This is a genomic window from Rubripirellula obstinata (genome assembly GCF_001642955.1).
Classification (GTDB): domain Bacteria; phylum Planctomycetota; class Planctomycetia; order Pirellulales; family Pirellulaceae; genus Rubripirellula; species Rubripirellula obstinata.
The window spans coordinates 66933-79293 of the sequence record NZ_LWSK01000009.1; the positions used below are offsets into that span (position 1 = coordinate 66933).

At 59.0% G+C, this 12361-nt stretch carries 18 protein-coding genes and 1 other RNA gene; 13 read left to right on the top strand and 6 right to left on the bottom strand.

The window, feature by feature from the left end; all coding sequences use genetic code 11:
* Positions 1-77: 77 nt before the first annotated feature.
* The 13 genes from RC85_RS04870 to RC85_RS04935 all read left to right on the top strand — a co-directional run bounded on the left by RC85_RS04870 (position 78) and on the right by RC85_RS04935 (position 5339).
* A complete protein-coding gene (locus RC85_RS04870; protein ID WP_068259249.1) occupies positions 78-938 on the top strand; it encodes an amidoligase family protein in 861 nt (286 codons plus the stop codon).
* 287 nt (positions 939-1225) lie between these two features.
* On the top strand, positions 1226-1501 hold the full coding sequence (locus RC85_RS04875) for a hypothetical protein (RefSeq protein ID WP_068259252.1): 276 nt from the start codon (positions 1226-1228) through the stop codon (positions 1499-1501).
* 67 nt (positions 1502-1568) lie between these two features.
* On the top strand, positions 1569-1772 hold the full coding sequence (locus RC85_RS04880; protein ID WP_068259255.1) for a hypothetical protein: 204 nt from the start codon (positions 1569-1571) through the stop codon (positions 1770-1772).
* A gap of 252 nt (positions 1773-2024) precedes the next feature.
* Positions 2025-2252 carry a hypothetical protein gene (locus tag RC85_RS04885; protein ID WP_068259258.1) on the top strand — a complete coding sequence of 76 codons (228 nt, stop codon included), beginning with the start codon at positions 2025-2027 and terminating at the stop codon, positions 2250-2252.
* Positions 2253-2306: 54 nt separating this feature from the next.
* Entirely contained in the window at positions 2307-2525 is a 219-nt protein-coding gene (locus RC85_RS04890) for a hypothetical protein (protein ID WP_068259260.1), read from the top strand.
* A 164-nt stretch (positions 2526-2689) separates the two neighbouring features.
* Positions 2690-2944 (top strand): hypothetical protein, encoded by a 255-nt coding sequence (locus tag RC85_RS04895; protein ID WP_068259263.1) that lies wholly within the window; start codon positions 2690-2692, stop codon positions 2942-2944.
* A gap of 5 nt (positions 2945-2949) precedes the next feature.
* Positions 2950-3020: hammerhead ribozyme type II (locus tag RC85_RS04900), an RNA gene on the top strand.
* A gap of 28 nt (positions 3021-3048) precedes the next feature.
* Positions 3049-3531 (top strand): winged helix-turn-helix domain-containing protein, encoded by a 483-nt coding sequence (locus RC85_RS04905; RefSeq protein ID WP_068259266.1) that lies wholly within the window; start codon positions 3049-3051, stop codon positions 3529-3531.
* Positions 3532-3546: 15 nt separating this feature from the next.
* The gene (locus RC85_RS04910) at positions 3547-3777 is read left to right on the top strand and encodes a hypothetical protein (protein WP_068259271.1); all 231 of its coding nucleotides are present in this window, start codon (positions 3547-3549) and stop codon (positions 3775-3777) included.
* Positions 3778-4028: 251 nt separating this feature from the next.
* A complete protein-coding gene (locus RC85_RS04915; RefSeq protein ID WP_068259272.1) occupies positions 4029-4265 on the top strand; it encodes a hypothetical protein in 237 nt (78 codons plus the stop codon).
* A 251-nt stretch (positions 4266-4516) separates the two neighbouring features.
* Positions 4517-4756, top strand: coding sequence for a hypothetical protein (locus RC85_RS04925; protein ID WP_068259274.1), 240 nt, complete (start codon positions 4517-4519; stop codon positions 4754-4756).
* A 10-nt stretch (positions 4757-4766) separates the two neighbouring features.
* Positions 4767-5003, top strand: coding sequence for a DUF4314 domain-containing protein (locus tag RC85_RS04930; protein ID WP_068259277.1), 237 nt, complete (start codon positions 4767-4769; stop codon positions 5001-5003).
* 3 nt (positions 5004-5006) lie between these two features.
* Positions 5007-5339, top strand: coding sequence for a hypothetical protein (locus RC85_RS04935; RefSeq protein WP_068259280.1), 333 nt, complete (start codon positions 5007-5009; stop codon positions 5337-5339).
* Here the strand turns inward: RC85_RS04935 and RC85_RS04940 are convergent.
* The 6 genes from RC85_RS04940 to RC85_RS04965 all read right to left on the bottom strand — a co-directional run bounded on the left by RC85_RS04940 (position 5330) and on the right by RC85_RS04965 (position 12311).
* Entirely contained in the window at positions 5330-5866 is a 537-nt protein-coding gene (locus RC85_RS04940; RefSeq protein WP_068259282.1) for a hypothetical protein, read from the bottom strand. The genes RC85_RS04935 and RC85_RS04940 overlap by 10 nt on opposite strands.
* On the bottom strand, positions 5863-7137 hold the full coding sequence (locus RC85_RS04945; RefSeq protein WP_068259285.1) for a DNA modification methylase: 1275 nt from the start codon (positions 7135-7137) through the stop codon (positions 5863-5865). Before RC85_RS04945 ends, RC85_RS04940 begins: the two co-directional genes overlap by 4 nt.
* 210 nt (positions 7138-7347) lie before the next feature.
* Positions 7348-7650 (bottom strand): hypothetical protein, encoded by a 303-nt coding sequence (locus tag RC85_RS04950; protein WP_068259287.1) that lies wholly within the window; start codon positions 7648-7650, stop codon positions 7348-7350.
* Positions 7651-7860: 210 nt separating this feature from the next.
* Entirely contained in the window at positions 7861-10110 is a 2250-nt protein-coding gene (locus RC85_RS04955; RefSeq protein ID WP_068259289.1) for a bifunctional DNA primase/polymerase, read from the bottom strand.
* A complete protein-coding gene (locus RC85_RS04960; protein ID WP_068259291.1) occupies positions 10111-11772 on the bottom strand; it encodes a DEAD/DEAH box helicase in 1662 nt (553 codons plus the stop codon). It lies immediately after the preceding gene.
* Positions 11769-12311 carry a RusA family crossover junction endodeoxyribonuclease gene (locus RC85_RS04965; protein ID WP_068259294.1) on the bottom strand — a complete coding sequence of 181 codons (543 nt, stop codon included), beginning with the start codon at positions 12309-12311 and terminating at the stop codon, positions 11769-11771. The genes RC85_RS04960 and RC85_RS04965 overlap by 4 nt, the downstream gene beginning before the upstream one ends.
* Positions 12312-12361: the final 50 nt, after the last annotated feature.

The window sequence follows — 12361 nt, forward strand, 5'->3', positions numbered from 1 at the left end:
TCGCTTGAGGTGTCTCGAAACGCATGGCTCATGTGTGTCAACGAAACGAATTCTTCACCCCTTCGGAGACACACGCCATGCACGCCAACGACATCGCCTTCGGTATCGAACTCGAAACCACCATGCCCGCCAACGACTCCACGCCGATCGGCGGCTACCACAACGGATTGCCGGTCGCTTGGCTGCCGGCGGGTTGGAAAGCCGAACGCGACAGCAGCATTCAAACGCTCGCACCGGGCCGAAAGGGTTGCGAATTTGTATCGCCGGTCCTCCGCGGGTACGAAGGGCTTCAAAGTGTCATGACCGCGGTCGACGCGATCGCGGCCCGCGGCGGCCGGGTTAACTATTCGACCGGCATTCACGTAACGGTCAGCTTCGGTAACGACGCCGCGGCCCTTTCGCGACTCATCTCGCTGATCGGAAACCACGAACGGGCCATCTACGCTTCGACCGGCACGCGACGCCGCGAACAAAACCGATGGGCAAAACGGATCAAGGACTACGGCAACAAAGACGCCGCGAAACGCCAATGCGAATCGGACCGCTACCACTTGCTCAACCTGACGCACCTTGCCCGCGGCAAACAACGCATCGAGATTCGGGCCTTCGCTGGCAGCTTGAACAAAGACAAAATCGCCGGCTACCTGCAACTTGTACTTGGCTTGGTAGAACTCGCCTTGAATAGCAAACGGTGCTCGGGTTGGGACTACGCAAAGAAACCGGGAACGAAGAGCTGCTGGGACCGACCGGGTGCCGGCGAAGGCGAAACGGAATTGAACCGGCTGTTCTACCGGCTCGGTTGGACGAAGGGTTGGTACAAGGGCGACCTTCGCAACAAACGGTTCGGCGAACTGACCGCCGGCGACCAAACCTGCGATTGGAAACCGGTCAAAAAGAAGCTTCTCGAAATGGCTCGCAAATACGACCGGGCGGTCTAGCCGCCGGCGGCTTGCCGCTTCACCAACGCCGCGGTTTGCCCCGCGGCGTTGATTCGTTTGTAGGGGAACGTTGGGCAATGTCCGCCGACAACGGCATAGATAGTACAGGGAGGCCCGATGCTTCTTCCGTCGTGCCACGACGCAATTGTCGGCCACGTCGGCGACATCTCAAAACATGGAAAAACCCTGCAAATTACTGCCGGGATCGGCTTGCTGCGTCTCGAAACGCATGGCTCATGTGTGTCATCGAAAGACGGTTTTTCATTCACCCAAACGGAGAGACAAACATGACGGTTTCCGAACTGACGACGCTTTTGGAAGAGTACCGCGATACGTACGGCGACGACTGCGAAGTGCGGTTGATGACGCAAGAGAACTGGCCCTTTGAAAACCGCATCGCCGGGCTGACCAGCGGCGCGGAGATGAACGAAGCGAGCGAAGAAGACGCCAGCGAATTCTTCGACGACCAAGACGTCGCCGACGACGCGATGGTCTACATCGTCGAAGGCGGGCAGATCTGCTACGGCAGCAAACGGGCGTGGGAAACCTGCCGCGATTGCTAAACCAAACCCAAACGGCCGGCGGCGCGACCCGCGCCGCCGGCCTTCTTTTCAAACCCGAGGACAAACCATGACCAAAAACCAGACCATCGAAGACGCCTACGCCGCCGCCCATGCCCGTGCGATCCAAGCCGCCGAAGCGGTTCGACAAATGCTGGAAGATCAACCCACGCCAACGGGCGACAACGCGATCGGTTGGGACGACGTCGGCACGCTTCGCCACTACGCCGCCCGCCTGGAAGAATTGATTCAAACCGAAGACGCCGACGAGTAACCGCCGGCCCTTCGGTATTCCCACCACACGCCGCGACGTTCCCCAACGCCGCGGCGTTTTCTATGTCTCCGCATCGTTCGCCGGTTAATCCCAACAACGCGACACGACGCGTTTGTCGGCCACGTCGGCGGCGTCGAAAAACATTCGAGAAACAAACGAATTGCTTGCCCATTTCGCTTGAGCTGTTTTCAAACCCATGGCTCATGTGTGTCACCGAAACGAATTCTTCTTCCCACAAACGGAGCAACACCCATGCAAACCAATTTTGAATACCACTCGCGGCTGCCGCAGTACGAGACGCTCGAAGAAAACGTCGAAGCGGCCGTTCGCATCCTTCGGCAACTGATGTCGGAGGCGGAAGATTTGACCGACATCGAACCCGGCGACAACGAAACCAAAGAGATCCATTTCATGGCTGCCGAAGAACTACACCAAGCCGTTTGGACCGCCGCGAACAAACTCGAAGGAAGGCTTCGGTAGCGAACCAAAACGAAGATTCAAAATTCATTCCGCCCCAACCCAGAGAACCGACCCATGCCCAACACCGCCAACCGGCCAACCACCGCCGACCTTTTGTATGCCCGCACCGCCGCGCTCGAACTGATCGAGGAATTGCACGCGGGCGTGAAGAACATGCCGATCCTCGAAGCGGCCAACCCGGAAAAGTTCGATCGCTATTTCGGTGAACTGGACGACCTTCACGACGCGATCGACGGACTGGCCGCAAAGTTTCTCCGAAACACGCGTGTGTGAATTCGCCCGTGTGTCGGGAGTTATCGCAGCTTTCCAGAAACATGGGAAAAGGCTGCGAAAAGCTGCCCGAACTCGCTTGAGGTGTTTCCAAACCCATGGCTCATGTGTGTTAACGCCGAACGGCGAAACGCTTTTTCAAAACCCTTTCCGAGAGAGACCAAACCATGCCGATGACCGACGCCCAAAAGGCCCGCGCCGAAGCCCTCCGCCCGCTCTTCCGAAATATGGATCAGCACAAAGCCCAAGAGATGCGGCAAGCGTACTACCGCATCGCCGAAAACCTGCGGCCCTTGGTAGACGCCCTTGAAATGGCTGACTACGACGACGGCGCGCTTGCCGGCCCGCTGCTCGAAGAGCACTACATCTTTTGCGAGATGCTGGACACGATCAAACAAAGCGCATTGGGGGAGGTGCTGTAGACCAAAGCCGAAACGCCGGCACGGACGCCGGCGTCGCGGCGGGTTGGTGCCCGCCGCCTGACGATGGCAGCCAACCACGAATTATTCCGAACGGAGAGACGAAGATGAAAAAGGCAGACGTAAAGATCGGCGGCGAGTACTTCGCGAAGGTCACCAACAAAAAGGTCACGGTCCGGATCGACGCGGAGAATTCATCCGGCGGCTGGGACGCGACCAATTTGGCGACCAACAAAAAGGTCCGCATCAAAACCGCCGCCCGGCTTCAAGGGCCGGCCCGCGCGGTGACGACGCCGGCGGCCGGTGAACCCAAACGGGTGTTGAAGAAGAAAGCGAAAACGGAAACGGCAGCCGGCGGCAAGAAAAAACTTTCGTGCGTCAAAGCGGCCTTGCAGGTTTTGGAAACCGCCGGCGAACCGATGAACTCGCAAGAAATGATCACGGCGATGGTGGAACAAAACCTTTGGCAAAGCCCTGGCGGCAAAACCCCGCACGCGACTTTGTACTCGGCCATTTTGCGAGACCTCAAACGCGGCGACGAAAGCCGGTTTGTAAAAACCGAACGCGGCCGATTTACGGTTCGGGTTTGAAGGGGAGGCGACGCCATGAAAACGATTGGTGACATACGCGAGATCGAGGATTTGGTTGACGGCGAAACCGCCAAGCCGGAAGCCGACACGGGTTACGAACTGCGGACGATTCCCGGCCGGTTTGAACGCGGGACCGTGGTCGGGATTACCCGCCGCGGCAACCGCATCCTCGCCACGACAACCAACGGACGCGAGTTCGCGGTAACCGGCCCGAACGCTCACGTCTTGGTTCCACTTTCCTTCTAGCCGGCGAACGCTTCGCCACTCACGCCCGACGTTGGCCACGGTCGGGCGTTTTCTCGTTGTGCGGCAAACCATTCGACACACCGGAGCCGGCCGACACGCGGCGTTTTCGCGGTCGTGCGCCGGCAATGAAAAACATTCAACATTCTTCGGACTGTTCGCCGGCCTTCGCTTGCTGCGTTGAAAAAGTCATGGCTCCATGTGTCACACGCCAACGGGGCGTACCGAAAAAATTCTTTCAACGGAGACACAACATGGACACCAAACTCTACATCAGCGACATCGGCTGCTTTTCGCACCTCGAAGAAGGCGAGAAGGTTTATCCCGAACCGGGTTGCCGCTACGAATGTTGGCGACCGGGAACCGCCGACCGCGAACCCGGCGATGTGAAATGGGTCACGCGACGCGACCACGAACTGTACGCCGAGATGACAACCGGTAACCAATTCCGAATCACCGGCGACAACCCGCATTCGGTCATCCCTTTCTAGCCGGCGACCACGGCTTCGCGACACACGCCCAACGCCCGCGACTGCCGGGCGTTTTTTCGTTGGACGGCAAACCATGCCGCGCACCGGAGCCGGCCGACACGCGGCGTTTGTCGCGGTCGTTCGCCGGCGTTGAAAAACATTCGAGAACTTTTGAAATGTTTGCCGGACTTCGCTTGCTGCCGGCGAAACGTCATGGCTCCATGTGTCACACGCAAACCGCGAAACGATTCTTTCCCAAACGGAGAAACGACATGAAAAACTCCAACGTTCAAACCCTGGCCCCGCGGCCGATCGAGCCGGCCGCGGCGTACGACAACGCTCACCAGATTTCACGCGACCTGCTGCAACACATCGAATTGCAACTCGATCGCATGTTGAAGCCGGACAACAAAGCCCTGCGTTGGACGCATGTTCGGGCTTTGAACTTGATCAACGCTCAGCTTTCCGAAGTCGCTGCCCTTGTCGACGAAACCAACAGCGCTCGCAACTGAGAACGCAGCTATGCCAACCATCCCCAAGGCGGGCGACCGGGTCCGCCTGGTTTCGATGACCGACGACCCCGACCCAATTCCCGCCGGCACCACCGGAACGGTCGCCGGCGTGTATCCACAACGAGGTTGGACGCAAGTCGATGTCGATTGGGACACCGGCCGGTCATTGATGCTTTCCATTCCACCGGACCGCGTCGAACGTCTCGACGCCGGCCAACATCCGTCTCCCGAAGAACAAGGAAACTGAACCATGTCGACAAGAGCCATCCTCGCCATCCGATTGCCGGACGAAACCATCCTGGCGACGTACCTGCATTTCGACGGCTACCCCGACCACGTGATGCCGATTCTGACCAGCGGCTACGTCGATCCGGACGAAGCCCTTGAACTGATTCAGGCCGGCGAACTTCGCTGCCTTCCGCCGCGGCCGAACGCACCGGAGTACTTTGAAACCAGCCGGCGAACCAGCGAACTAACGTCCGCCGACGAATTGCCGGCCTTGTCGCGGTATTTGAACGCCGAGCATGTTTACCTGATGAATCAAAATGGTTGGACGCATCTAGCAGTTGCCGACTATTCATAGTTGGCCTCGCGGATGACGGTGGTCAAACGGCCGACGGGCAGAAATTGCACGCGGTTGTACGGATCGCCGGGCACGATTGCGTACTCGAACCGGTCCATGTCGATCTGCGGACCGAACGACACGCCGCTGCGGACGCAGCGATACATGTAGGCCACCATCATTTGGCCGAATCGAACGTTCGCTCCGCGACAAAACATCGCGGACCGCGAGAGCGAGCCTTCGAGTTCCGCCTGGATGGCCCAGTCGTCGACATCATCGGCCGTCCATTCGGCGACATCTTCTTGGCCGAAGATCGCCATTAATAGCAGCCGCGGGGCAATGTCGACGTCGAGCCCCCGGCACCGCAATTCTTCCGCCGCCAATCGTGACGTCTTCGGATATTCGAGCGAGTAGCCTTCAAAGTTGTCGTCCTTGGCCACCAAGTCGGACAAAACGCGCGATCGACATTCAAAGTCATCCCGATGCCAATGGTAAAGTCGTTCTTTCAAATCTTCGACGGGATCCGACGTTTCTTGAGACTCGTTCATGCCGCCACCTCCTTTGCGACGCGTTCGGCCTTCTTGCCGGTGAACTTTTCCCATCGCTCGACGATCACGTCGCAGTACGGCGGATCGAGTTCCATCAAGAACGCATTGCGTCCGGTTTGTTCGGCACCGATCAAGGTCGAACCGCTGCCGCCGAACAGGTCGAGCACGTTCTGGCCGTGCTTGCTGCTGTACTGGATCGCGTTGACGGCCAGTTCGACGGGCTTCTCCGTCAAGTGAACCATCGCTTGCGGGTTGACCTTCTTGACGTGCCAAAGGTCGGTCGCGTTGTTGGGACCGTAGTACTTGTGACCGGCACCTTCCTTCCAGCCGTAGAAGCAAATTTCAAAAGCCCCCATGAAATCTTTTCGCGTCATGACGGGATGTTGCTTGTCCCACACGATCGCTTGGCTGAAGTAGATGCCGGCTTGCTTCAGCGGTCCCGGATAGTTACCGAGGTTGGCGTAGCCGCCCCACACGTACGCACAGCCGCCGGGGACGAGCACCCGCGAAGCGTTCTCGAACCACGCCAACAACAGCCGATCGAATTCGTCTTCGGAAATGAAGTCGTTGGCGAGCGGGCGGTCCTTGGCCCGCATCTTCTGCTCGCCCTTGGCCTTCTTGCCATCGCCGGCGAAGGTGCTGTTGCCGGCCGCGATCGCGTTCTTGCTCCGTGGCGAAACGCTGACATTGTAGGGCGGGTCCATGTGAACCAAATGAATGGGCTGGCCGTCTAGCAGCCGATCCAAGTCCTCCGGTTTCGACGAGTCGCCGCACATCAGTCGGTGGTCACCGAGAATCCAAACGTCGCCGGGTTGCGTGATCGCATCATCGGGCGGTTCGGGAACTTCGTCGGGATCAGTCAGGCCTTGATCGACGCCGGGGTTGAGCAGTTTGGCGAGTTCGTCGCTGTCGAAACCAAGCATCTCGCAATCGAAGCCGACGTCTTGCAACGCACCGATTTCGAGCGGCAAGAGGTCGTAGTCCCACTCCGCGTTCTCGCCGGTGCGGTTGTCGGCGATCCGGTAGGCGCGGACCGCTTCGGGTTCCATGTCGACGGCGACGTGGACGGGCACCTCCGCCAGCCCAATCTTCATAGCGGCTTTGAACCGGGTGTGGCCGACGATGATCACGCCGTCGGTATCGACGACGATCGGTTGGCGAAAACCGAATTCGTTGATCGAGTGAATGACCGCGTCAACGGCGTCGTCGTTAAGGCGTGGGTTGTTTTCGTAGGGCTTGATTCGATCGAGCGTCCACATTTCGACCTGCATGGCAGAGTCCTTTTCCAAAGAGAATGAAACGGAAAAGGGTCGGTCGTTGGCTGGTTGGGTAGATGGTTGGCTGGGCTGTTGCGTTGGTTGGGTGGCGATCCGATGCGTTCGGACGGACGGAACATTTTGTTCGGACACTCGAAACTAACTGTGCCTAGTACGGCCGCTGTTCCCGCGGCCCTGACCAGAGAACACACTGGTCGGGAGTACCTAAACGTTTTCAGCGTCGGCCGTCACGGGGCCGCGTGTCGCGTCGTCGTGGGCCGCCGCGTCGAACTTCCTATTGACGGTCCGTGTTGCTCGGTCGCCGAGCGGGGCCGATCGTTCGGCGAACTCGCCGCACCAACCGTTCTCGCTAACGATCGGGAACGCCGACTGCGTTGAAGCGTCGCGACGGAAGGGCTTGCTGACAACTTCGGGCGGATGCCGGCGACATTCGCCGAACGGTTGGTTGCGTGGTAAAGCGGTCGATGTTGGAACGGGCTGATAGAAGTTGCAACGAGAACACGACATGGTGGTTTCCTTGGGTCAGACGAAACGGATGGACAAAGGGTCGGGGGGTGAGGCTTCTTTCCCTCTTTCACCCCCCTCTCGCTTACACACACGAAAACGATCCAATTCCGGTTTGTGCGTGGGTGGGGGTGAAAGAGAGAAAGAAGTAAGAGAGAGTGAGTTTTTACTGGGTTTGACGCATTTCTTCTTTCACGCTTCTTTCGCCTTGGTTCACCTTCCTTCACCTTCGCGGCGTGAACCTTTTTCACTTTCACCCCCGGATTCACCCCCTTCATTCACCAACGCTTGGTCGGTCAATCGGTACGCTCGCTGGGGGCGGCCGGCGGTCTCGGCGGTCAGTTGGGTGACGTCGCCTTGCTGCATTAACGTGTCAACCAATTGCACGAACGTCTTGGCGTCCGTCTTCATTCGTTTAAGCAACACGCTGTGCGGCAGCGTTCGTTCGGGTGCCTTGCGGAGCTTCTCAACCAGCTTCAAGCACTCGGCGTGAAACGGGTTCTCGGCGACGTGCGAACCAGCCATGAACAACATGCGTCGCGTTTGGTGCTCGACCAATTCGATCGCCCACTCGGCGGATTGGGCGTCAATGATCGGGTCGCGGCAATTTCGACTGATCGCGTGGATCAACGCCAACTTGCGAGCCTGTTCGCTGACGCGTCCCCAGACCGTGGTGCCGACCGGATCGCTGGCGTCTTCGGCTTTGCCGTATTCGCGTTCGGCGTTGTGGCGGGCTTCGACAAACAAACTGGCGGCAGCTTTGTCCTGCGGCACGATTGTGGGTTGGGGACACCAATCGACGAGGTTCCCGGAACCGGGCCGGAAATCTTCCCACCAGCGAGCGGTTTCAAGAATCGTCTCGGGCACCGGCCGGATCTTCGGTTCTTGGCCTTCACCGCGTTTGCCACACTCGAAGATCAGCATCCGGGCGAACAGTCCGTTGGTCAGCATGCGTTCCGATAGCGCGGCGTAATAGTGATTCGGAATCGCGGTGCCGAAGATGACGAGGTTGGGCTGATTGATGACACCGGGAGCGTCCTTGCCGGCCTTTCGACGCATCGGGTAGACGGTGTTGGCGGACGAATACATCGTCAGCAACGTCGACATGATCTGTTCATGCCGGGCGTCGCGTGATTTGTTGATCGACTGCAGCAGCGTGTCGATCTCGTCGGTTTGGAAGACCATCGACTCAGTCATGAACAGCGAGTCTTGGATGCCTTCGCCGGACGCGAATGTTTCGGCGGTGCAATCCGCCATGCCGACTTCGCGTAGCACTTCCTTGTTCAGTTTGCGAGGAAAGTCTTTGCCGGCCGAGGAATGAGCTAGCCCCAGTAGATACAGATTGGTTCGGTTGTCTCCCGGATCGCGCACACGGCGGCCGGCGAGAACCGCCAGCAACGAAAGCGCTCCGCAAAACGCCATCACGGTGTTGGGGTACGGAGCGCAATCGAGACAGTGATCCATGACCTCAGCGACAAAGCCGGGGCATCGCAAAAGACGCTTCGGCAAAACACCGGGATCTTCCGGGATCGGCTTTGGCGGTTCAGAAGCGATCTTGACGACCTTCGCGGCCGGTTGATTGACGATGCCGTTTAGATCAACCGGTTCGCCGACCGGTTCGATTGGGGCGTCGTCTCGCAGCCAACCGAATGGGCGGTCATGTGGTTTGGTCGCCGCTTGATTGACCTTGTGTTGCAGCTCGCGATCGGACCACGGCGGCGCACATCGTGGGTTGTAGTCCGATTGCAGAATCGCCAATGCTCGGTCAGGTCCGATTCCGAAACCATGAACGAGTGCCGTTGCGGCGGAAAAAGTCTGTGAGTGACCGCTGCTGCCGGAAATCGCCGCCGGCATGGAGTTCAAGTAAGCGATCGCTCGCATCTCGACATCGGCGGCCGGGGCTGATGGCCCGGCCGCCACCGGTTGCGGCTTCGACGTTGGCACGCCACGCCGGACGATGACGGCATCGGCAAGGGCTTTCACGCACGCGGCCAGCATGGGCGCAGGAACGGTCGCGGGTTCAACATCAAGTACGTCATAAGTTTCGCCATCGGGATGGATGCTTGGCCCGACGACGGTTTGCGTTCCGGTGGATCGCAACTCGACGATCATCGAACCATCGCTGGGGTCTTGATGCTTTTCCGTTGTCGCGCCAACTGCGATGTACCAGCGATGCGATCGCGTTGCCGATGGGCGACCGGTGATGGCCGGCGTCGGCGGCAGATAGCTGTCGGCCAGTTCGATCGCTTCGGGGCAATCGAGGTCAACGTCCACGAGCCAGCCGGACGGTTCACCGAGGATGATGCCGATGTTGCTGTTCTCGGGAAAAACGTCGGGAGCCAACCGCAAGTTGGTCCAGTCACGCCGCGATGGCGATTTGGACCGTGGGCGCAGCGGCACGCATTGCCAACCACGTTGCAGGTAGGCGGCGACGTGCGATCGAATGTTGAGGCCGGCTTCCACTTAGAACGGAGCCTCTTCCAACGGAACGTTCGGGATCTCACCGAGGGATTGGTTCAAAATGCGATCGTACTTTTGTCCGGTGATGCTCCGTACCGTGATGGACGACGGACCAGCCAACAAACCAGCGGCGGCAATGTCCATCGCTTCATCAGCGTCGTTCGGGCACGGATCGAGACATCGTTCGCTCCACCACTGTTCGGCTTTGCGACGCGCGAAGCCGGAATGTTCGATGCAGATGAACTCGCTCTGCCAATGATCGAGTCCGATCATGTAGTCGACGCGCAGACATCGTGGTGCATCATCGTCCGCATCTCGTTTGCGATGGATGCGATAGCTCACATCGTGAACGTCATAGTCCGTGTCGGTGACTTCGCCGGAAAGCACGCCGGCCTCGCTGGCTTTGGCATCGTGGGCTTCGCGATCCGGTGGCGGGAATGGATGACCGCACTCGGGACAGTTCGCGTAGCCACACGCTACGAGGGCGTGACACTTCTCGCACTCCTTCGCCGGCGGCTCTTGGCCGGGGCGGGCGGCTTTCTCCTTGGGCTTGATCTGGTCGATCGGTCCATGACGTTCAATGTTGCCTCCGAAATCCAGCACGAGGCAGTTCTGTTTGTCGGGATGCAAGCGAAAGCCGCGGCCGACGCATTGGTAGAGCAATCCTGGCGACATGGTTGGACGCAGCATCACGACGCAATCGACTCGCGGTGCGTCGAAACCGGTCGTCAGAACATTGACGTTGCAGAGGAAACGCAACGGCTTGGTTTCTAAAAGCGACGTTGGTGCGTCACCTCGAAATCGGGCCAGCAACTCGTCGCGTTCGTCCGCGGGCGTCTGTCCGGTCACGAAACCGCATTCGATGTTGTGGTTGTCTCGCAACGCTTCGACGACTTGCCGCCCGTGGGCCACACTGGACGCGAAGATCAACACCGCCCGGCGATCGGCCGTTAGCTCGACGATCTCGGCACACGCGGCCGACACGAGGGCGTCGTCGCCGGCCAGTTGTTCAACATCCGCCGTCACGAACTCGCCGGCGCGGACACGTAGGTCGCCAAAGTCCGCTCGGTTCACGCCGGCTTTGGAAACCAGCGGACATAAGTAGCCGTCGCGGATCAATTCTTTGATTCCAATCTCGTAGCAAATGCTGTTGAGGAAGTGATCCGGCGAACAGATCATTCCCGAATCAAGACGGAACGGCGTCGCGGTCAAACCGATGACTCGCACGTTTGGGTTGATGACTTTGCAATCGGCCAAGAATTGCCGATACATGCCATCACCCTTCTTGGAGATCAGGTGGGCTTCGTCGACGACGATCAAATCGAACGGATCGAGATCACACGCACGCTTGTAAACGCTTTGTATGCCAGCGACCAACACGGACGTATTGGTGTCGCGTTTCTTCAAACCAGCCGAATACAAACCGACGTTGATGTCGGGGCAAAGCCGCCGCACCTTGTCGGCGTTTTGCTCCAGCAGCTCTTTGACGTGAGCCAAGATCAGAACGCGGCCGTCCCACTGGTTCACAGCATCCGACGCAATCTTCGCCAGCACAAGCGACTTGCCCGCACCGGTGGGTAGCACGGCGACGGGATTGTCGTCGCGGTTGCGAAGATGACTGTAAACCGCATCCACCGCGGCTTGCTGATAACCACGAAGCTTCATATCGAATCCTCCTCGCGTTCGATGATGACTTCGCCGTTGTGCCGCTTCTTGCCACGCATGTCCTCGACTTTGCAACTGAACATCGCGTTGATCTGTTGGCACGGCAGGCAGATGCGGTTGCCCGGCCCATCGCTTTGAAATGCTTCGTCGCATCGCAAGCATGTTCGGAAGCCGGCTTGGCCGATCGGTGCCGGCACACGCTGCACGACGACCTCGGCGCGATCGGCATTGGGTTCAGGAGCGAACTTTTCGACCGTCAAACGCACAATTTGACTGTCGTCCTCGTACGCGCCACCGAACTGCATCGCGTCCAGCAACGCTTTCAACGAGTTGTCGACGTCGCGGCGGCGGCGATCGGGCGGGATCAAACGAATGTCGACAATCAAATCGCCATCGAGCGTTTTGACTCGTTTTCGCCTTAGCAACGAACTGACAGCGGCCTGGTATTGCCTGCCCTTTTTGCTGACGAGCACGCGGTTGCCGACGTGCCGCCAGTACGTGTTGACCGATGGTGGGAATGGAAGGTTGAGTTTGAACAAGATGCGGGCTCAATGGTGTGCGTAAAAAAACAGCCGGCCGGCAATCCGTG

What these genes read in the sequence shown, in the direction of transcription:
- RC85_RS04950 (WP_068259287.1), bottom strand. Translation starts at nt 7,650, where the DNA reads ATGTCGTGTTCTCGTTGCAACTTCTATCAGCCCGTTCCAACATCGACC.
- RC85_RS04935 (WP_068259280.1), top strand. Translation starts at nt 5,007, where the DNA reads ATGTCGACAAGAGCCATCCTCGCCATCCGATTGCCGGACGAAACCATC.
- RC85_RS04940 (WP_068259282.1), bottom strand. Translation starts at nt 5,866, where the DNA reads ATGAACGAGTCTCAAGAAACGTCGGATCCCGTCGAAGATTTGAAAGAA.
- RC85_RS04915 (WP_068259272.1), top strand. Translation starts at nt 4,029, where the DNA reads ATGGACACCAAACTCTACATCAGCGACATCGGCTGCTTTTCGCACCTC.
- RC85_RS04880 (WP_068259255.1), top strand. Translation starts at nt 1,569, where the DNA reads ATGACCAAAAACCAGACCATCGAAGACGCCTACGCCGCCGCCCATGCC.
- RC85_RS04890 (WP_068259260.1), top strand. Translation starts at nt 2,307, where the DNA reads ATGCCCAACACCGCCAACCGGCCAACCACCGCCGACCTTTTGTATGCC.
- RC85_RS04930 (WP_068259277.1), top strand. Translation starts at nt 4,767, where the DNA reads ATGCCAACCATCCCCAAGGCGGGCGACCGGGTCCGCCTGGTTTCGATG.
- RC85_RS04895 (WP_068259263.1), top strand. Translation starts at nt 2,690, where the DNA reads ATGCCGATGACCGACGCCCAAAAGGCCCGCGCCGAAGCCCTCCGCCCG.
- RC85_RS04925 (WP_068259274.1), top strand. Translation starts at nt 4,517, where the DNA reads ATGAAAAACTCCAACGTTCAAACCCTGGCCCCGCGGCCGATCGAGCCG.
- RC85_RS04875 (WP_068259252.1), top strand. Translation starts at nt 1,226, where the DNA reads ATGACGGTTTCCGAACTGACGACGCTTTTGGAAGAGTACCGCGATACG.
- RC85_RS04960 (WP_068259291.1), bottom strand. Translation starts at nt 11,772, where the DNA reads ATGAAGCTTCGTGGTTATCAGCAAGCCGCGGTGGATGCGGTTTACAGT.
- RC85_RS04910 (WP_068259271.1), top strand. Translation starts at nt 3,547, where the DNA reads ATGAAAACGATTGGTGACATACGCGAGATCGAGGATTTGGTTGACGGC.
- RC85_RS04885 (WP_068259258.1), top strand. Translation starts at nt 2,025, where the DNA reads ATGCAAACCAATTTTGAATACCACTCGCGGCTGCCGCAGTACGAGACG.
- RC85_RS04870 (WP_068259249.1), top strand. Translation starts at nt 78, where the DNA reads ATGCACGCCAACGACATCGCCTTCGGTATCGAACTCGAAACCACCATG.
- RC85_RS04905 (WP_068259266.1), top strand. Translation starts at nt 3,049, where the DNA reads ATGAAAAAGGCAGACGTAAAGATCGGCGGCGAGTACTTCGCGAAGGTC.
- RC85_RS04945 (WP_068259285.1), bottom strand. Translation starts at nt 7,137, where the DNA reads ATGCAGGTCGAAATGTGGACGCTCGATCGAATCAAGCCCTACGAAAAC.